The organism is Moorena sp. SIO4A1, from assembly GCF_010672065.1.
In the GTDB taxonomy this organism is placed as follows: domain Bacteria; phylum Cyanobacteriota; class Cyanobacteriia; order Cyanobacteriales; family Coleofasciculaceae; genus Moorena.
Genome location: NZ_JAAHHX010000096.1, coordinates 1 through 17,949 on the forward strand (window position 1 = coordinate 1; position 17,949 = coordinate 17,949).

Consider the following 17,949-nt stretch of genomic DNA (forward strand, 5'->3'; position numbering starts at 1 on the left):
TCCCTATCTCCCTATCTCCCTATCTCCCTATCTCCCTATCTCCCTATCTCCCTATCTCCCTATCTCCCTATCTCCCTATCTCCCTATCTCCCTATCTCCCTATCTCCCTATCTCCCTATCTCCCTATTCCCTGTTCCCTAAAATGTAGAAATTGTGTACCTCATAGCTATGATAATTTCTATAAGTTTTTACGAATAGCCATTCTGTTATCTATCCACAGGTGCGACCCGTGGCGAATTTAATTCTTAATGGGTCAAGCGCACCTTAAGATTTTCGTAACTGCTTTGCTCCTGATTGTTACTGTACTTCTTAATTATGCAAACCGCCGTAAATTAACTTAACTTAATTTTTATTAAAGAAAAAGGTACCCTTAAGGGTACTATGAAATCTAGATTCAATTCGAGATTATATAAATGTGTTGGTCATCTATCAAACACGGTGTGCCACACCGGAACAGGATTAGATATCTAAACACTGGCGGAGATTTGACCTCTACTGTGGTTGGTGTAAACCTGTCATAGCAAGTCGAATCCGTGAGCCAAGAATCCCCGTTTTTTGAGAGCGGGGAGTATCAAAGTACGATTGCCGTACTGTATTTAGCGTGTCAATCATATGACAGGAGTGCAAGTTAAATGTTTTCTCTAGGTTCAACAACTCAAGTCGGGGACTTTCGAGTCGATACTGATTACTTAGTTACCGATGTAAATGGCGATGGTCAGTCTGATCTAGTCGAGCTTTGGAATGATACAGATAGTTTCTTTGCTGCTACTTGGATTAGTAATGGTCAGGGTGGATTTAACTTCGGCGGTAATACCAGAGTAGGGGACTTTCGAGTCGATACTAATTACTTAGTCACCGATGTAAATGGCGATGGTGAGTCTGATCTAGTCGAGCTTTGGAATGATACAGATAGTTTCTTTGCTGCGACTTGGATTAGTGATGGTCAGGGTGATTTTGACTTCGGCGGTAATACCAGAGTAGGGGACTTTCGAGTCGATACTAATTACTTAGTCACCGATGTAAATGGCGATGGTGAGTCTGATCTAGTCGAGCTTTGGAATGATACAGATAGTTTCTTTGCTGCGACTTGGATTAGTGATGGTCAGGGTGAATTTGATTTCGGCGGTAATACCAGAGTAGGGGACTTTCGAGTCGATACTGATTACTTAGTCACCGATGTAAATGGTGATGCTCAGTCTGATCTAGTCGAACTTTGGAATAATACAGATAATTTCTTTGCTGCGACTTGGATTAGTGATGGTCTGGGTGGATTTAGCCTCGGCAGTAATACACAAGTAGGGGACTTTCGAGTCGATACTGATTACTTAGTTACCGATGTAAATGGTGATGCTCAGTCTGATCTAGTTGAACTTTGGAATAATACAGATAATTTCTTTGCTGCGACTTGGATTAGTGATGGTCTGGGTGGATTTAGCCTCGGCAGTAATACACAAGTAGGGGACTTTCGAGTCGATACTGATTACTTAGTTACCGATGTAAATGGTGATGCTCAGTCTGATCTAGTTGAACTTTGGAATAATACAGATAACTTCTTTGCTACTACTTGGTTAAGCATTGCTTAACCATTAACGTAGTAAGCTAACCTAGGGTGGGCAGTGGTTGAGAGAGATTAGATTAGCAAGCCAATGAAATTACTAGACACTGCCCACCTAAAAACTAAATACTTAAAAAACAAACGATAAAACTAAATACTACTCCCTACTCCCTACTCCCTACTCCCTACTCCCTACTCCCTACTCCCTACTCCCTATTCCCTACCCTGATGCTATAATACTAAAAAGCCAAAGGAGTAAAAGAGGCGACAGCGATGACTAAATTAGAAATTGGTCAAGAAAACGTACCGCCGGATGAAGAAGAAGCTACTCGTGAAATTGCTCAAATCAGTGAACGACTTATTGACAAACATCCTCCTGTAAAACGGGGAGAACATCCCAAAGCTCATGGTTGTGTTAGAGGAGAATTTATCATTGACCCTAACCTCCCTAACGATGACAAGATTAGAGTAGGTATTTTTAAAGAACCAGGAAAGCGTTTCCCCGCTTGTATTCGCTTTTCAAATTTCAGTGAGCAGAAGGATACCAAAGGTGATGCCCATGGTATGGCGGTTAAACTGATGGGTGTACCAGGAGACAAAGTCTTGGAGGATGAAAAATATGAAGAAACCCAAGACTTTTTGCTAATAGACCACCCCCTTTTCGTAGTTCGCAATGCCAAAGACTACATTGAGTTTTTTGCAGAAATTGAACGTTCTGGAAGCCGGAATCCCATAAAGTTTTTCATAACTGGACTTAATCCATTTAAATGGCGCTGGCGTGAGATCCAGATCGGACTACGGATTCGGTTGTCTAAGATTCGCAGTCCATTAGAATCTCAATATTGGAGTACAACTCCATACAAATATGGGTCAGGAGCGATTAAATTTTCCCTGAAGCCTTCTCCTGATAATATCTCAACTAGTTCTAAGTCGATTCCTAAAACAGAAAACTATCTCCGCGACGCAATCCGAGAACATCTCAACAATAAAGAAGCTTGCTTTGATTTCTTAATTCAGTTTCAGACCGATGCTGATAAGATGCCAATTGAAGACCCCACCATCGATTGGAAATCACCCTATCAAAAAGTAGCTACTCTCAAGATTCCTGCTCAGGCTTTTGAATCTCCTGAGCAAATCAAATTTTGTGAGAATTTGTCCTACACCCCATGGCATTCTCTACCAGAGCATAGACCTTTAGGGGGAATTAACCGTCCTCGCAAGCAGGTTTACGAGTTAATTTCTCGGCTACGAAACCGACTGAATAATGTCCCCCATAAAGAACCGACAACAGAAGAATTTTTCTCGATTTTTCCCCTAGATGTCTTGCCGAAGTAGGGAGTCGGGAGTTGGGAGTCCCTACTCCCTATTCCCTATTCCCTACTCCCTACTCCCTATTCCCTCGATCTGGGTGACCAAACCATGTCCATTGGCGATCGCTAGGCATATTGTCTTCTATTGTTTGTACAACGTCTCCCATGGTGCCGTCTTTGGCAACCCAACCCCCGTCGATATCTGGGAAATCCAGCCGACAGTTCTCGCACTTTTTGTCATTGTAAAAGCGGATCGGACACCAGAAAGATTCGACATTCCTCAACATTTCAGCACCAAGGGAATACACCCCAGTCATCCAGTCACAGTAAAGGCACCAAATCAGATCATGACCAACTAAGCCTTCAAACTTCTGGCGACTGACATTGACCCATTCATTGTGCTTGTAACTTGGGAAGCCCAGTAACCAGATTAGGAATGGATACAAGGCTATTTCAGCAAGGCGAATCAAAAAAAACACTGGCAGACTGACCGCTGTCACCCATAATGCCAAGTGGTTTCGCCACCAGCCAAACCGCTGATTGAGGTAGCTAACAATTCTCGGTCCTTTTACTGCCTCAGAATGGACTAATTCATGAGCAACAATCCACAACTGTAGCGCTAGTATTTGACCCACTAGGGCAGCCAAAACCCCCATCCAGCCTACAAGTAGTCCACTGATCACCCAAGGAATCCATACTATCACTGATAAGATCATGTCCAGCCCAGGGGCTTGGATAAAAAACTCAGAGATAGTCTTGCCTAGCTTACCGAGCTGAGGCATTACGGTTAACACGGAGATCAACCCAATTCCCAGAGAAAAAACTGCTGCAAAGGTTAGAGCAAATGGAATCATAGTTTAGATGCACTATTTAGATGCACTATAGTAGTTTTGAACAGGTCTGGCATTGGACAATTTAACCACAATTAACCATAAATTGCATGGCGGTGATACTTGGCATAAAAAAGTATCCACCCCCCTTGACGGTTACAAATCGAGGTAGGTTATTAATTCGTTTACGAATCAGTGAACGCTGAATGGTCATATGACCAGAACCGTCATTATCTCCGATGATCGGGTCTTTGTTATCATATAAACTGTTAAATCGAGGATTGTTACACCAAGTTTCCTGAAGAAACTCAAATTGACGCCTAATGTTAGCATTAATACTGAAGAAATGTAGTCCCCGGGGCTTGCCATCATCCTCGATATCCACAGGCAACTGACCGTTTTCGATATCATCGATGGGGAATAGAGGTTCTCCGTAAATAGCCCCCCGTCGAATAATCCGATGCCGATTGGATAGTTTAAAGGAATCCTCTGGGGTGGCATCTAGAAAGGAATCTCTGGGGTTGCTACGACGGATGTGAGCACCGATGGGGCAACGATAACCCTCCTTATCTTCTGGTAAGTACTTGAACTGATTCTTATCCTGAATCTCTGGGTTATCCTGGTCTGGGGCAAGCACTAGAGGGGTACCACTGGGCCAACGTCCTACTAATTTAGCGGCAAGCAAGCTCATGGTTGGAGCATGGGGACAACCTTCGCCATCATGTCCTTGTTGGGCAATATATTGCCAAAAGCCAGCTACATCCTGGGCTAGCTTCCGGTATACCAGGTAAGTTCCATGACGTCCGAAATCTTTGAACTCTGACAGCTCTGTACCTGGAAAACTGGGCAAGATGTTATCACTATCCTGGTCTACTGGCACAGATGGGGTCGCAGGCAAGAAATCGTATTGATTTGGATAGCCCAGGATAAACTCTCCAGTCTTAACCACATCTTGATTAGGGTTTTGGTTGTTTCGAGTCCCCTCAATGATCGGCTGGGAAATACTGTCGTTAAAGCCAAAATGCTCCTTATTACTAGGAGCTCTAAACCCAGGCTCTTCTGCCACAACCACTAGACTATCGTCTTGATCTTGAAGCAATTGGTTGCGCCGCTGGGCGAGGCTTTCGGGGTCTAATCCATAAAGGATCAACAGCATATGAATCTCTTCATTATTTGCTCCACCGACATCCCATTGATCTGGAGCGCTTTCTGCCGTATCTCCTAATATACGAGAACGTTTTGAAGTAGCTATCCCTTCGATTAATTCCCTGGAAAATGTTTCGAGAGTGTGCTGTGGTAGGTTAAGAGCTTGCAATCCTTTGTGGGTAAAGGCAATATTCAAGGTATATTCAGGTTTTTCGGTGGTTCCATCTGGTCGTTTTGGCCACAATTTAGCTGTGGTGATTTCCGGGAGAATAGTCTTTAACCATGCCTGAGCTTGTTTAGGGTTCTTGATTTGAACAAATAAATATAAGGCATAGCGCAGATGCCCATAACCACTCAATATAATTCCCTGAATATCTTCCCGTGCTTCTGGCGTTAATTCTGACATGGTCACTTCCCTCGTTTCTGGGTTTAGAGTTACAGAGTTATCTCTGAGTTATCGCTGCATCCAGCTGACGATTAATTATTCTATTCAGTAGATCTATCAACAAACTGTTATAAACAAACCGTTAGAGCAGTTTTAACCATTCCTCAATCGCAGCTCGATCAAAATTTGTCCCGATCATTTTGCTAATTTGTTGGTCTCTCAAACTAGTTTGGACAGTTTGCTCAGGATAGGCACTGTAGTAGAATAGGGATGGGGTTTGGTAATCTCGGAAATATTGTTTGAACGCCCCAATATCCTGAGCGCCTCCCTCTGGATAAGTCATTGTATTGTTCCAAATGGAGTTTAATCCGTCGCTGGCTCGATCAACAAAATCATTCAGATAATTATCCCAGGAGCCATCATAATTACTTAAAAATAGTAAACGCTTCCCTTCATCAATAATCAGCCAACGGGCAAAATGAATTGTAGTGATATTAACTAGGGATGCTGGTGGAAATAGATATTGTCCAGCCCAATTAACTAGAAATAATACTATCTTCAGACGCTTGATTCGCTCAGGCTTAATGTCTACAAGGTGATTCATTGAGTTCTGGACAAAACGATCTTCTGCGTTGGCCAGAAGCTGACTTTGAGCGAGATCAGCTTTCACACTAGTATATTGTCCAATTTCACTTCTATTTTCCGGTTTGCCCAGTATGCTAGCCAGAAAATTTATTATAACCAACAGGATTTCGCGAATTAGGTTCAAGGGATATTGAACCATATCTACCAATCCTCTCAAGATCTTTAATCCATTCAATCCCACAACTTCCCACCAAGTATTAGTTTGAGAAACCTGGGCAACTTTATCTAAAAATGGCTTGACTCCTGAACAATCTAGGTAGTTAGCTACATCCTTGAGATTTAAGAAATTTTCAATATGTTTCCGAATTGCGATGTAGTTCTTGAGGCTTTCGACTGTTTCATTACGAAAGGCGATGTAGAAGGCTTCGGGCTGATAGGAGTGTTGGTTAATAAACTCAGAGAATTGTGGCTTGCCGGTATAGCCTTGGCATTTTTCCCATAGGCTATCCATTCCTGGTGATATCTGAATTATTTCATTTAGGTAGCTATCTAATTCACCATCATAATTGCTGGAAAAGAGCAAGCGCGGTCCATTATCAGGATCATTGAGGATGGCAAAACGCGCCAAGTGGGTGTTACGGCTCTCAGGAAAGCGAACATAGGGATTATTTGCTGGATCCGAGTCAATGGCTTCGAGAATTGATTTTAGAGCTGGCTCTTCTCCAGGCTTGATCTTGACAATAACAGTCAGGGGGTTTGGGGACATTTTGCCCTCCCTTTAAAGAATGATTAATTAATAATGGGGTTTGGTCGAAACTAAGTTTATGGTTTAGCTTACGGTTTAGCGATCGCGTTTAACCCTATCTAGCTTTAGACTAGATAGCATTTACGAGTTGATGTCACTGTAACTTGATTACAATCATCATTAATTATACCCTATTTAGTTTATCAAGATTAGTTTTCACTGTCAAAATATAAACATTGTTTACATTACTCTCCTCTGGTCGCTGCCCTCTCCTTGCTAGGGCTACATTTTCTACATATTTCTTAATATTTTTAGCTAATTGTTTCTGCTATACTCGGTAAAGTTAGGGTAAAATGCAATGCTCTCAAAGAGCCGCTACGCGATTCTCTAAAGAGACGCTAAGCGAACACATGTTTCACTATCAAACCAGTGAATCGACTGGGGTGGTATAGCCAGGGTAACCTCTTCTGTTTCCCAAGTTAAATTATTTGGTAATAAGGCTCGGATGCTGAGAGAGTCTGACCCCTTAACTCGAACACTAATTAAATTATGCATCCCTAGATTTTCCACCAGGTAGATTCGACCCTCAATCCTATATTTATCCTCAGGTTGAGCTAGAGCCAGATCTTCTGGACGGATACCTAGAACAATCTGTGGCGGAACTTGAGGCAAATTTGGCAAAGAAATTTTGACCTGACCCAAGAGGGCATAATTCCCCTGACAGTGAAGTGTCAGTAAATTCATTTGGGGAGAACCGACAAAACTAGCCACAAACTGATTTGCTGGCTGGTTGTAAATGCCCTGGGGTGTATCTAGCTGTTGCAGCTTACCCTCAGATAACACCGCAATCTTAGTTGAGAGGGTCATCGCTTCCGTTTGGTCATGAGTCACATAAACCACCGGTGCCTTTTGAGCAACAAATAGCTGCTTCAAATCTGCCCTAACTTGCTCTCGCAGCAAAGCATCCAAATTACTTAGAGGTTCGTCCAACAAAAACACAGCCGGTTGGCGCACCAATGCCCTGCCCAGAGCCACCCGCTGCCGCTGACCACCAGATAGCTGACTAGGCTTACGCTCCATCAAATTTTCCAGTCCCAGTTTATTCGCTACCTCCTGCACCAGGCTCTGAATTTGGTCAGAAGGGACTTTATGGAGTTTCAGACTAGCTGCCATATTGTCATATACGGTCATATGAGGATAGAGAGCATAGCTTTGGAAAACCATAGCGATATTGCGATCGCCTGGTCTGACATGAGTAACATCCCGTCCATTGATAATTACTTTGCCATGGGTGGGTTGCTCTAATCCAGCAATGAGTCGCAGCATCGTAGATTTACCACATCCCGATGGCCCAAGTAGGGTCAGAAATTCTCCTTCATCCACCTCTAAGCTAATGTCTTTAACTGGGATGACGTTACCCTTGTTAGTCTTGTAGATTTTATTAATATTATGTAGCTGTAGTTTAGGCATACTATCTGGAGGTTTGGAGGTTATTTGGTTGAAGGTTGTTCGCGTAGCGTGGCCAATAGGCCAAGGTTGGGAGGTTGAAGGTTTGGAGGTTGAAGGTTGTTCGCGTAGCGTGGCCAATAGGCCAAGGTTGGGAGGTTGGGAGGTTGGGAGGTTGGGAGGTTGGGAGGTTTGGAGGTTGAAGGTTGAAGGTTGTTCGCGTAGCGTGGCCAATAGGCCAAGGTTGGGAGGTTGGGAGGTTGGGAGGTTGGGAGGTTGGGAGGTTGGGAGGTTTGGAGGTTAGCTGGTTGATGGTTGATGGTTGATGGTTTTGGAGGTGTGTGGGGAAAAGCGCGATCGCATTACTTCCGCCATACGGCACTGCCTCCCCAAGACCGCGCTAGATGGCTTTTGCAATTAGGCAAAATTCGCGGGAAAATTATACTCTCGTTCCATCTACCCATCAATGTTTACAATTCAGATGTAAAGAGAAACGATCTTAGGGGAGTCGAGTTTCAAAACTGTCAATCAATACGATAATTTCCTTCGTCCTCGCGGAGTCGGTTTTGATCAGGGTAGGTTTTCAGATATGCCATGAAGCCTGTAATTTGTCGGCTACACTTCTGACATAGATCAAATAGTTGTGTAAACTGAGATTGATGAATGTAACCAGCATCAAGAGCAACATAGGCTTGAGAACGTAGTTCACCCGCAGAGCCTTTAGCTCGACCTAAGAACTCAATAAAAAGACGTTGTGTCCGACTCTCAAAGCCCTCAGCAATATTTGACATGATAGAAACCGCTGCACGACGCATCTGGTTGCACAAACCAAAATCACGGGAAAACTCTCCCTCCTTTGACAGTGCGTAAACCAACCTTGTTAACTCCCGTGCTGTCTGCCATCCCTGAATTTCTTCAAATCGTTTTATCGTTCCCATAGTCTTCCACACTTAAAAAATTCAATCTTAAAAAATTCAATCTTATACCGAGTTGCATTCAAAGAGAGTAGATTGCTTGGATAGGGAGATAGGGAGATAGGGAGATAGGGAGATGGGGAGATGGGGAGATGGGGAGATTGGCGGAAGAGAAAGTTGTAGGTTTGACCCCAACTTGGTATTAAAACCTACCCTACAAAGAACCCTAAGGGCGAACAACCTCCAAACCTCCAACCCTCGAACCCTCGAACCCTCCAACCCTCCAACCTTAAACCTTAAACTTTAAACCTTCAACCTTAAACCTCTAACCTCCAACCTTCAACCTCCAACCCTCCAAACCTTCAACCTTCAACCTTCCAACCTTCAACCCTTAACCCTTAACCCTTAACTGCTCCCGATGTTAAACCTTGGACAATTTTACCTTGGAAAAACATTACTAATACCACTAGGGGAAATGTTCCTATAACTGTCATAGCAGCAATCGCACCGTAGGGAATCTCTTTCCCTATAGAACCACTTAACTGAGCGGCAGCAACGGGAAGGGTTTTCATGGATTCTTGGCTAATGAAAGTGAGGGCTAAAATAAATTCATTCCAAGCAAAAATAAAGGTAAGTATTCCTGTGGTTACTAAAGCTGGAACGGTTAGGGGTAACAAAATTTGGATTAGCATTTGCCAGGTGCTATAGCCATCTACTTTAGCAGCATCTTCTAGCTCTCGCGGTAGCTGTTGAAAAAAACTTCGCATCACTAATATGGTGAGAGGAAGATTGATAGCTGTATAGGAAACAATGAGGCTTAAATAATTATTTCCTAGTTGAAGAATCTGGATAATTTCCAGGAGTCCTAGGAATATCAAAATAAAGGGAAATAAGGTAATAATTATAATCCCGGCAAGGATGATTTTTTCTCCCCTTAGGGTTAACCGTGCTAAGGCGTAAGCAGCGGGAGTTCCTATCCCTAAACACAATAGTGTAGAAGCAATTGATACAAAGGCGCTGTTGAAAATATAGTGAACTAGGGGGCGCAGGGTAAATAAGTTTATATAGTGGTCAAGTGTATATCGCCTAGGGAAATAAATATTAGGAAGGGAAGAGATATCTTGGTTAACTTTGAGGGAGGTGAGGAATTGCCAAAGGAGTGGTGCTAGGCAGAAAATGACCAATAAGATGATTCCTAGGGGGAGGATGATTGGTTTGATAATGTTAATTTGTTTTGTTTTGGGTTGAGGAGATGATGAGTTAGGAATAGTAGTCATTAGTTCCGTGAGCTTAGCGCTATAATTACCACCGTGGTTACCAGTATCAAAAAGGTTACTACCACAAGGGCAGCACCATAACCAAAGTCTAGATAATCCATAACAGTGGTATAGATGTAGAGAGATACAACTTCTGTCGCTCCTCCGGGACCACCTCCAGTCATCACTTTGATCAGGTCGAAGACTCCGAATGCTTGGGCAAAGCGGAACAGTAGGGAAATTAGGATTTGGGGCGTCAATAGCGGTAGAGTAATTTGCTTGAAACTTTGCCAGGGTGTAGCACCGTCTAGGGCATGGGCTTCGTATAGGTCTTGGGGAATAGACTGCAAGCCAGCTAGGAGTAAGATGCTGATGAAGGGTGTAGTTTTCCAAACGTCTGCGGCAATCACTGCCATCATCGCTGTTGTAGGGTATCCTAGCCAGTTGATTCCGTCTTCAATAATACCTAGACGCAGTAAGATATCATTCCAAACCCCAAACTGGTCATTAAACATCCAAGCCCAGACTAGACCGATCAAAGCAGTTGGCAATGCCCAAGGCAGGATGGCGATGGTGCGCACAATACCCCGTCCTTTAAAGGTTTGATTCAAAATTAATGCGATCGCAATTCCTAGCACCAGTTCCAGAGCAACAGATACTGAAGTGAAAATCACAGTATTCCAGAGACTGTGCCAGAAGCGACCATCCCCCATCATTCGCCCATAATTATTCAGACCAGAAAAGACCGGTTGTAGCTGTGTCCCTAGGTTCTTAGTGAACAAACTTAACCAGAACGAACGCAAAATAGGATAGCCATAGACTAGCAGGAGTAGTAACAATGCTGGTGTTACCAACAGCCACCCTGTCCTTTGCTCCTGTGCTGCTATCGGATCAGTTTTCATTCTTAATTCTTAATTCTTAATTCTTAATTCTTAATTCTTAATTCTTAATTCTTAATTCTTCATTCTTCATTCTTAATTCTTCCTTCTACCGACAACAGCCTACGAGTTTCATCAGCTGCTGCTTTCATCATTTTTTCAGCACTGAGTTTGGGATTAGTTAGCACAGCGTTGAGGTACCGTTGTAAAATATCCGATACCTGGGAATATTGGGCAACTGGTGGACGCAACACAGAGCCCTCTAACACCTCTAGCAATTTTGGATAGTAGGGATATTTCTCAACAATCTCTGGGTCTGCAAACAGCTTCCGTCGGGTTGGCAGATAGCCAGTTTCCAGAGTATACCGACGCTGGGCTTTCTCACTGGTGAAATAGTCAATAGCCCTCCAGGCTTCCTCAGGATGTTTGGAAGATTTAGCAATTCCCAAACCCCAACCTCCTAAGCAAGAACCAGGTTTGCCACCAGGACCATGAACCATAGGGCTAATGCCAATCTTGCCTTTGACGTTTGAACCCTCTTGATTTGCTAATGACCAAACATAGGGCCAATTCCTCAGAAATACCGCATCCCCATTTTGAAACAACAGTCGTGTTTCTTCTTCCCGATAGGTAGTGACACCAGGGGGTGAAATCCCTTGTTTGATGGTGCTGCGCAGAAACTCTACAGCTTGAATCGCTTCCGGTTTATCCAAACCCACTTCCAAGGTTTCCGGGTCAACCCAGAAACCACCAAAGCCTGCAAGTATCTCCACAAACATGGCTGACAACCCTTCATATTGACGACCTTGCCAAAGATAGCCCCATTTTGGATCATGGTTTTCCTGCAATTGTTGGGAAATGCTGACCAACTGCTCAAAAGTTTTTGGGGCTTGGAATCCAGCTTGCTCTAGCAAATCCTTACGATAGTAAAGCATACCACCATCGGAACGGAATGGTATGCGGTATAGTTTCCCCTGGTAGCGTCCTGAATCAACTGCTTTATCCAGAAATTCCTTTAAATACTCCTTAGTAACCCGGTCTGATAGGTCTAGTAACCACCCTGCAGCGGCAAATTTAGGAGCCCAAATCACGTCCATGTTAATCAGGTCATAGGGTGAGTTTCCTAAAATGAAAGCCGACGTATAGAGGTCTTCTGTTAAGTCAGAGTTTAATGGTCCTTCGATCAGTTCCATTTGAATATCTGGATTCTCTGCCTCAAAATTCTTGACCAGTAGTTCCTGCCAATAGGAAAATTCCCCCGCTCCCATCAATAGGGTGAGTTTCACAGGGTGCTGGGTCAGTGCTGGTAGTGCCCAAGACTGGGACAGGATCACACTGGCAAGCAGAATTCCCAAAATAATCAGGATTATGACAGGTCTAAGCAGTTTAGTGAAACCTTGGCCTAATTTTTTGCTCTTTGTCATGGGAGAACTGCTATATAGGAATCCTAAATCAATTGTGAGAATTTTTGATCTGAAGTTCCCTACTCCCTACTCCCTACTCCCTGTTCCCTTTGCTATAGACAACCAAGGTCGTCCTTAATCAGCGCGTCGCAGCATTCATCAGTTTACCATCAACTATCCGACTCTGTAGGAGATTCATACAGATCGGCTTTGCTCCGAGCAAAACTATGGGCAAGCTCAGAAGAGCAAAGATAATTGTTGATAACACGATTGGTGTCAGGAAAGATTTATCGAATGTAGATTGGTTCATGATTAAATGCTTACCTTAAACAAGTTCTAGTACTGGTCGTGAACTCAATGGCTAGGTAAAATTACAGGCCCCGTAGCAGGTATTTTCCTGCTTTTTGCTCCGTACACAAATAATCTACCGATCTGGCCAAGAGCAGTCGATAACTAAAAGTTAAGGAAAGTTATGGAGTTGCCCTCGGATTGGACTTAAATCAAACATGAGGTATACCCAATCCCTAACATAACGCAGAGGCGATCGCAAACCCCTGAGCTTCAAACTAGGACAAAACGCTGGCTATAAACCTACTGTTAAAAACCAATGAAAAGCAGACATGATGAGCGTTTTTATTTGGCATTTTTTATTTGGCATTTTTGAGTTTCAATGCCACACAGCGGTACTAGTCATTAAGTTCTACGTAGCTATCCTAAGGGAGTAATTGTGAACGGATCTACAATCCAAAAATTCATCTTGGCACCAGTATTCATTTCCACTACACTCTTTTGTATCTTCACCTTACCTGTAGCCATATTTGGTGAAGAGTCCCTCACCATCCGCATCCAAGATGAACTATTTTTCCATGGTAAGGTCAAGGATGCGGCGGCTCCTTACTTGGGACTAGCGATGTTAATCAGTTTGGGAGTAGGTATATCTAATGCTACTGTAGCTGGGTGGCAGGACTCTTCCCGGAAGTCAGCTACCATTGAGTCTGAGTTAGACACTATCGAGCAAGCTCTTCAGGAAAAGGAAAAGTTAATTCAACAACTACAAGTTTCAACATCCGAGCTGAACACACAGAAGCAACAGAAGCTAGATAATGTGGTTGCTTATCAAGAAGTAAAATTTGCTGATGCTGCCAGCGTACCGATGGCAAAGAAGGTTTCTGGGACCGTGGTCATGGAGAAACCGATAACAGTTATGGAACCGTTAATGGAACCGTTAGTAGTTACCCAGCAACCAGTGCTTGAAAACCTAGGGATATGATGGCAGCAGAGAAACGTAAAAGCTGCAATCTATCAGTTTGCCTCTGCTCAAACTTTCTTAGGCTACACCAAGGGATGCAGTCGGCCAAAGGGTGGAACCCCCATTCGCGATGGCATCAAGAATACTTCTGATGCTTCTGAACCATCCACAAGCATCAGAAATCCTCAAGTTCTGGTGAAAGAAATTGTGCTAGTTGAAGCACTCCAAAGTCAAAACCAAAACCTATCGGCTCAGCTAGAATCTCTCCAAACATCTCTAAAAGCAGCACCCCAAGTCTCTGAGCAAGCTAAAGTTGCAGCCTATAAAATAAGTAAGCATTCAGCATTCAGCATTCAGCATTCAGCATTCAGCTATTTGGTATCAGCTATTTTGTATCAGCTATTGGCCAAGCTACGGAAACAGCTTTTTAATAAAAGAAGCTGACGGCTGACCGCTGACCGCTGACCGCTGACCGCTGACCACTGACCACTGACCACTGACCACTGACCGCTGACCGCTGACCGCTGACCGCTGACCGCTGACCGCTGACCGCTGACCGCTGAATGCTTACAAAATATCAGCAGCACTTTATAGGCGGTCTTTACTTTAAAAAGACCGCCTATGACTATAAGAAGCATGTGATGTTAATTACAGTTAATCACTTTTCAAGTCAGTTATTTTATGACAGTTAATTGTTAATTAGTAATTGGCAATTTTATTTTTAGATATAGCGTTGATCATACTGTTGTTCATGCTTATGAGGTAAATTCAATTTATTTCCCCCTACTCCCTACTCCCTACTCCCTGCTCCCTAAAACCCAGCATTTTGTACCTCACGACCTTGAAAATTGCTATATTAAACTTTGCTCAGAGGCATTTTCCCATCCTTAACCTCAAGCAGATGTGACCCAGAAGATTGCACTAGCTCAATTTCCAGACCTTCCCGCGCCATAATCGTATTAGAAAACTCCTTAACAGCCTGTTCTCCGATATGGTCCAAAACATCATCATTATGCAGGGGGTCATGATGGAAGATAACCAATTTTTTGGCATTAGCAGCTCGAGCAACATTAATAGCTTCCTGCCAGGTGGAATGTCCCCAACCCATTTTGCTTGATACCTCAGAGTAGTATTCTTCATTAGTGTAGGCAGCGTCGTAAATCATCACGTCCGCATGACGGGCCAGCCGCAGGACATTTTTATCTAAACCCTCTTCGAGATGTTCTGTGTCAGTGATGTAGGCAGCTGAATAGCCTCGCCAGTTAACTCGATAGCCAACGGCTTCACCAGGATGGTTCAAGGGCGCATTTTCTACCGTAATCTCACCAATCTTGACTGTTTCTCCGATCTCAAGGTTATAGAACTTCTTTTTCGATTGCATAATTTGCAAGGGAACTGGAAAATTTGGGTGGGTCATCTGATCAGTTAGACGATTCTCGATGGTCGCACCGTTAGGTGCGCAGGTGCCATAAATATGGAAACAATTCTTTTTAATAAAGGCAGGGGTAAAGAAAGGGAAACCCTGAATATGATCCCAATGAGAGTGGGTAAAAAATAGATGAGCTTCTACCGGCATCTCCTTGAGTAGAGACTGTCCCAAAACTCGCAACCCTGTGCCACCATCAAAAATTAGACGCTCATGACCAACTAGCATCTCTATACAAGGTGTGTTGCCTCCATACCGAACTGTTTCTGGTCCTGGACAGGCAATACTACCTCTGACGCCCCAAAAACGAATAGTGAATAAGTTGTGGGTATTAGACATAATTTTTCCTTGCAGGCTTTTGCAGTTAGTTCATCAGTGACGGCTGACTAAGAGGATGTCAGTGTATGGTAATCCAGGAAGGGGAAAAGGTAAAGCTAGAATAGTCAAGTACCCTTGGCCCAATTCCTATTTACCCTTAGCTTTGATAGCTAGAATTCAAGCACATTGCACAGGAGGCCTTAGCACAAGCGTCAGACTAATAATCACGAAGGATTTCACCTGGATTGTTACTGGTTAGAGGTGATTAGATGACTGAATTACCCTGTTGTGGTAGGGTGTATCCGTTATACAAAGTAGCTCAAGTTTACCAGTATAGTTCATCAATGCTGCTAGCAAGTACTTCTTATTCCTATGATTCCCAAAAGCGTAGCAATATTTACCTGAATGTGTTGTAGGTTACACAACCAAAGTATGTGATTTTGATCACATACTTGGCAGTGGTACCAGAGGAAAACTACACCTGACATAGATTCCCCCTCGGAGGTATGATCAACAGAAACCAGATTAATCACCAATGACCAATCAAAAGATAGTTGTCAAAGTCGGCACATCTAGTTTAACTCAACCAGCAACAGGTCAGTTGGCCCTATCTACCATTGCTGCCCTAGTGGAAACCCTGACTCGGCTGCGTTCTGAAGGTCATCAAGTGGTACTGGTTACCTCTGGCGCTGTGGGGATTGGCTGTGGGCGACTGGGGTTAACATCACGACCTAATACACTCCCTCTCAAACAAGCGATCGCAGCGGTTGGTCAAGGACGGCTGATGCGGATATATGATGACTTATTTAACAACCTCAACCAACCCATTGCTCAGATTCTCCTCAGCCGCCGAGATTTTGTACAGCGTAGTTGCTATGTTAATGCCTATGCTACCTTTCGGGAACTACTCCAGCTGGGGGTGATCCCAGTGGTGAATGAAAATGATACTGTAGCCGTAGATGAACTGAAATTTGGCGATAACGATACCCTTAGCGCCCTAGTAGCTAGTTTGATTGAATCGGATTGGTTGTTTTTACTAACTGATGTGGATAGACTTTACTCAGCAGACCCCCGTAAGGTACCGGATGCTGAACCGATTATTTCAGTCAACAGCATTGAGGAGTTAACTGAACTAGAGGTACAAGCTGATGACTCAGGCTCTGGTTGGGGCACTGGTGGGATGGTAACCAAAGTTGCTGCTGCCCGAATTGCTACTAATGCTGGGGTTAGAACTGTAATCACTGAAGGACGATGTCCGGATAACATTGAAAGAATTTTACAGGGAGAATCCCTGGGCACCCAGTTTGCCCCCCAAACTCAAACCAATAAAGCCCGCAAACACTGGATTGCTTACAGTTTAGTGCCAGCCGGGAAACTTTATCTTGATAATGGAGCGCTCAAGGCAGTTTATGATGGGGGCAAATCTCTCTTAGCGGCTGGTATCACTGCCATAGAGGGGGATTTTCGCTCATCAGATGCCGTAGAGCTATGTGATAGCAATGGTACGGAAATTGCTAGGGGACTGGTGAACTACAACAGTAATGAATTACATAAGATTCGAGGGCATAAATCCGAACAAATCCTGACTATTTTGGGTTACAAGGGGGCAGAAACTGTGGTTCATCGGGATAATTTGGTACTGATGAATTAGGGAGTAGGGAGTAGGGAGTAGGGAGTAGGGAGTAGGGAATCGGGAATCGGGAATCGGGAATCGGGAATCGGGAATCGGGAATCGGGAATCGGGAATCGGGAATCGGGAAAAAATCTTGTGTACCTGATAGCTATCATAAACGCTATTATATAGCGGTGTTTTGAGGATAGTTTTAATTCGTGGCTGCCTTTTTTGCTGATTCTACCCAACTATCAAAGAGTTCCTGGTTTTTATTCACCCATTCTTCGGCATGGCGGCGAATATCTTTTGGGCTACTTTCACCATCTTGTACCAGTTTTTGTTGAGCATTCACATCCTCAATCGGAACCGTAATCAACTCAAACAGGCGTTTGGCAGCTGGATTGGCTGCTAAAAATTTCTTGTTTGCCATCACCCGAACTTTATCCACAGCAAAACCGACATTTTTTCCGTCAACAGTAGTATCTTTTTCTGTTATATTTTCCTGTTCTTTAGGGAGTGAAAGAAAAGGAACCTCTAATCTAATGGTATCTTCTCCTGGCTTTAATACTGTCACTGACCAGTGGGGAATATAGCTATAAAATAAAATGGGTTGTCCTTGTTTATAGCGACCCAATGTAGCTGCCAAGAGAACATCATAGTTGCCTTGGTCATGTTCAACGGTATCGCGCAACTTGTAAGCATCCAGCTGATGTTCAATTACCAACTCACACCCCCAACCTGGATTACAACCAGTTAAGTTGGCTTTGCCATCTCCATCAGAGTCAAAAAGTTTGGCAATCTTGGGGTCTTTTAGTTGTTCCAAATTATTGATTTTGTATTGTTCAGCAGTTTTTTTATCTATCTGATAGCTTTGCAAACCATCAGCAATAA

General features: G+C 43.5%; 20 protein-coding genes. 6 read left to right on the forward strand and 14 right to left on the reverse strand.

Annotated elements, in window-relative coordinates:
- Positions 1-632: 632 nt before the first annotated feature.
- Entirely contained in the window at positions 633-1,583 is a 951-nt protein-coding gene (locus F6K53_RS32530) for a hypothetical protein (RefSeq protein ID WP_293070069.1), read from the forward strand.
- Between the two features lie 245 nt (positions 1,584-1,828).
- On the forward strand, positions 1,829-2,890 hold the full coding sequence (locus F6K53_RS32535; protein WP_293070071.1) for a catalase family protein: 1,062 nt from the start codon (positions 1,829-1,831) through the stop codon (positions 2,888-2,890).
- A gap of 49 nt (positions 2,891-2,939) precedes the next feature.
- On the opposite strand, the gene F6K53_RS32540 is transcribed toward F6K53_RS32535, so the two are convergent.
- From F6K53_RS32540 to F6K53_RS32565, 6 genes are all read right to left on the reverse strand, one after another.
- On the reverse strand, positions 2,940-3,719 hold the full coding sequence (locus tag F6K53_RS32540) for a hypothetical protein (RefSeq protein ID WP_293083532.1): 780 nt from the start codon (positions 3,717-3,719) through the stop codon (positions 2,940-2,942).
- Positions 3,720-3,780: 61 nt separating this feature from the next.
- Positions 3,781-5,247: a hypothetical protein gene (locus F6K53_RS32545; protein ID WP_293083534.1), complete on the reverse strand. Its 1,467-nt coding sequence runs from the start codon at positions 5,245-5,247 to the stop codon at positions 3,781-3,783.
- A 121-nt stretch (positions 5,248-5,368) separates the two neighbouring features.
- A complete protein-coding gene (locus F6K53_RS32550) occupies positions 5,369-6,577 on the reverse strand; it encodes a hypothetical protein (RefSeq protein WP_293083537.1) in 1,209 nt (402 codons plus the stop codon).
- 366 nt (positions 6,578-6,943) lie between these two features.
- Entirely contained in the window at positions 6,944-8,026 is a 1,083-nt protein-coding gene (locus tag F6K53_RS32555) for an ABC transporter ATP-binding protein (RefSeq protein ID WP_293070079.1), read from the reverse strand.
- A gap of 1 nt (position 8,027) precedes the next feature.
- Positions 8,028-8,384 (reverse strand): hypothetical protein, encoded by a 357-nt coding sequence (locus tag F6K53_RS32560; protein WP_293083539.1) that lies wholly within the window; start codon positions 8,382-8,384, stop codon positions 8,028-8,030.
- Positions 8,385-8,526: 142 nt separating this feature from the next.
- Positions 8,527-8,940: a four helix bundle protein gene (locus F6K53_RS32565; protein ID WP_293070085.1), complete on the reverse strand. Its 414-nt coding sequence runs from the start codon at positions 8,938-8,940 to the stop codon at positions 8,527-8,529.
- Positions 8,941-9,052: 112 nt separating this feature from the next.
- On the opposite strand from F6K53_RS32565, the gene F6K53_RS32570 reads away from it, so the two are divergent.
- A complete protein-coding gene (locus F6K53_RS32570; RefSeq protein WP_293070087.1) occupies positions 9,053-9,223 on the forward strand; it encodes a hypothetical protein in 171 nt (56 codons plus the stop codon).
- Between the two features lie 91 nt (positions 9,224-9,314).
- Here the strand turns inward: F6K53_RS32570 and F6K53_RS32575 are convergent, their stop codons facing one another.
- From F6K53_RS32575 to F6K53_RS32585, 3 genes are read right to left on the reverse strand one after another with little or no spacing between them, the layout of a single operon-like run.
- On the reverse strand, positions 9,315-10,193 hold the full coding sequence (locus tag F6K53_RS32575) for a carbohydrate ABC transporter permease (RefSeq protein ID WP_293083542.1): 879 nt from the start codon (positions 10,191-10,193) through the stop codon (positions 9,315-9,317).
- On the reverse strand, positions 10,193-11,074 hold the full coding sequence (locus F6K53_RS32580) for a sugar ABC transporter permease (protein WP_293070091.1): 882 nt from the start codon (positions 11,072-11,074) through the stop codon (positions 10,193-10,195). Before F6K53_RS32580 ends, F6K53_RS32575 begins: the two co-directional genes overlap by 1 nt.
- 59 nt (positions 11,075-11,133) lie before the next feature.
- A complete protein-coding gene (locus tag F6K53_RS32585) occupies positions 11,134-12,405 on the reverse strand; it encodes an ABC transporter substrate-binding protein (protein WP_293070093.1) in 1,272 nt (423 codons plus the stop codon).
- 13 nt (positions 12,406-12,418) lie between these two features.
- On the opposite strand from F6K53_RS32585, the gene F6K53_RS32590 reads away from it, so the two are divergent.
- Positions 12,419-12,592, forward strand: a complete 174-nt coding sequence (locus F6K53_RS32590; RefSeq protein WP_293070095.1) for a hypothetical protein — start codon at positions 12,419-12,421, stop codon at positions 12,590-12,592.
- Here the strand turns inward: F6K53_RS32590 and F6K53_RS32595 are convergent, their stop codons facing one another.
- Positions 12,593-12,763 (reverse strand): hypothetical protein, encoded by a 171-nt coding sequence (locus F6K53_RS32595; RefSeq protein ID WP_293070097.1) that lies wholly within the window; start codon positions 12,761-12,763, stop codon positions 12,593-12,595.
- 417 nt (positions 12,764-13,180) lie between these two features.
- On the opposite strand from F6K53_RS32595, the gene F6K53_RS32600 reads away from it, so the two are divergent.
- A complete protein-coding gene (locus tag F6K53_RS32600; RefSeq protein WP_293025880.1) occupies positions 13,181-13,723 on the forward strand; it encodes a hypothetical protein in 543 nt (180 codons plus the stop codon).
- 406 nt (positions 13,724-14,129) lie between these two features.
- On the opposite strand, the gene F6K53_RS46100 is transcribed toward F6K53_RS32600, so the two are convergent.
- Complete coding sequence (locus F6K53_RS46100) at positions 14,130-14,267, reverse strand: hypothetical protein (RefSeq protein ID WP_364303576.1); 138 nt, start codon at positions 14,265-14,267, stop codon at positions 14,130-14,132.
- Between the two features lie 291 nt (positions 14,268-14,558).
- A complete protein-coding gene (locus F6K53_RS32610; RefSeq protein WP_293083545.1) occupies positions 14,559-15,467 on the reverse strand; it encodes an MBL fold metallo-hydrolase in 909 nt (302 codons plus the stop codon).
- 514 nt (positions 15,468-15,981) lie between these two features.
- On the opposite strand from F6K53_RS32610, the gene proB reads away from it, so the two are divergent.
- Entirely contained in the window at positions 15,982-17,097 is a 1,116-nt protein-coding gene (proB, locus tag F6K53_RS32615; protein ID WP_293070101.1) for a glutamate 5-kinase, read from the forward strand.
- Here the strand turns inward: proB and F6K53_RS32620 are convergent.
- On the reverse strand, positions 17,094-17,234 hold the full coding sequence (locus F6K53_RS32620) for a hypothetical protein (protein ID WP_293070103.1): 141 nt from the start codon (positions 17,232-17,234) through the stop codon (positions 17,094-17,096). The two genes, proB and F6K53_RS32620, sit on opposite strands and share 4 nt — an antisense overlap.
- Before the next feature lie 35 nt (positions 17,235-17,269).
- Positions 17,270-17,949: glycine betaine/L-proline ABC transporter substrate-binding protein ProX (gene proX, locus F6K53_RS32625; protein ID WP_293083548.1), on the reverse strand; the 680-nt coding region annotated here is incomplete at its 5' end.

Coding starts and splice junctions, on each gene's coding strand:
- F6K53_RS32540 (WP_293083532.1), bottom strand. CDS start 3,719: ATGATTCCATTTGCTCTAACCTTTGCAGCAGTTTTTTCTCTGGGAATT.
- F6K53_RS32580 (WP_293070091.1), bottom strand. CDS start 11,074: ATGAAAACTGATCCGATAGCAGCACAGGAGCAAAGGACAGGGTGGCTG.
- F6K53_RS32535 (WP_293070071.1), top strand. CDS start 1,829: ATGACTAAATTAGAAATTGGTCAAGAAAACGTACCGCCGGATGAAGAA.
- F6K53_RS32570 (WP_293070087.1), top strand. CDS start 9,053: ATGGGGAGATGGGGAGATGGGGAGATTGGCGGAAGAGAAAGTTGTAGG.
- F6K53_RS32575 (WP_293083542.1), bottom strand. CDS start 10,193: ATGACTACTATTCCTAACTCATCATCTCCTCAACCCAAAACAAAACAA.
- F6K53_RS32565 (WP_293070085.1), bottom strand. CDS start 8,940: ATGGGAACGATAAAACGATTTGAAGAAATTCAGGGATGGCAGACAGCA.
- F6K53_RS32545 (WP_293083534.1), bottom strand. CDS start 5,247: ATGTCAGAATTAACGCCAGAAGCACGGGAAGATATTCAGGGAATTATA.
- F6K53_RS32590 (WP_293070095.1), top strand. CDS start 12,419: ATGACAGGTCTAAGCAGTTTAGTGAAACCTTGGCCTAATTTTTTGCTC.
- F6K53_RS32620 (WP_293070103.1), bottom strand. CDS start 17,234: ATGATAGCTATCAGGTACACAAGATTTTTTCCCGATTCCCGATTCCCG.
- F6K53_RS32550 (WP_293083537.1), bottom strand. CDS start 6,577: ATGTCCCCAAACCCCCTGACTGTTATTGTCAAGATCAAGCCTGGAGAA.
- proB (WP_293070101.1), top strand. CDS start 15,982: ATGACCAATCAAAAGATAGTTGTCAAAGTCGGCACATCTAGTTTAACT.
- F6K53_RS32530 (WP_293070069.1), top strand. CDS start 633: ATGTTTTCTCTAGGTTCAACAACTCAAGTCGGGGACTTTCGAGTCGAT.
- F6K53_RS32555 (WP_293070079.1), bottom strand. CDS start 8,026: ATGCCTAAACTACAGCTACATAATATTAATAAAATCTACAAGACTAAC.
- F6K53_RS32595 (WP_293070097.1), bottom strand. CDS start 12,763: ATGAACCAATCTACATTCGATAAATCTTTCCTGACACCAATCGTGTTA.
- F6K53_RS32610 (WP_293083545.1), bottom strand. CDS start 15,467: ATGTCTAATACCCACAACTTATTCACTATTCGTTTTTGGGGCGTCAGA.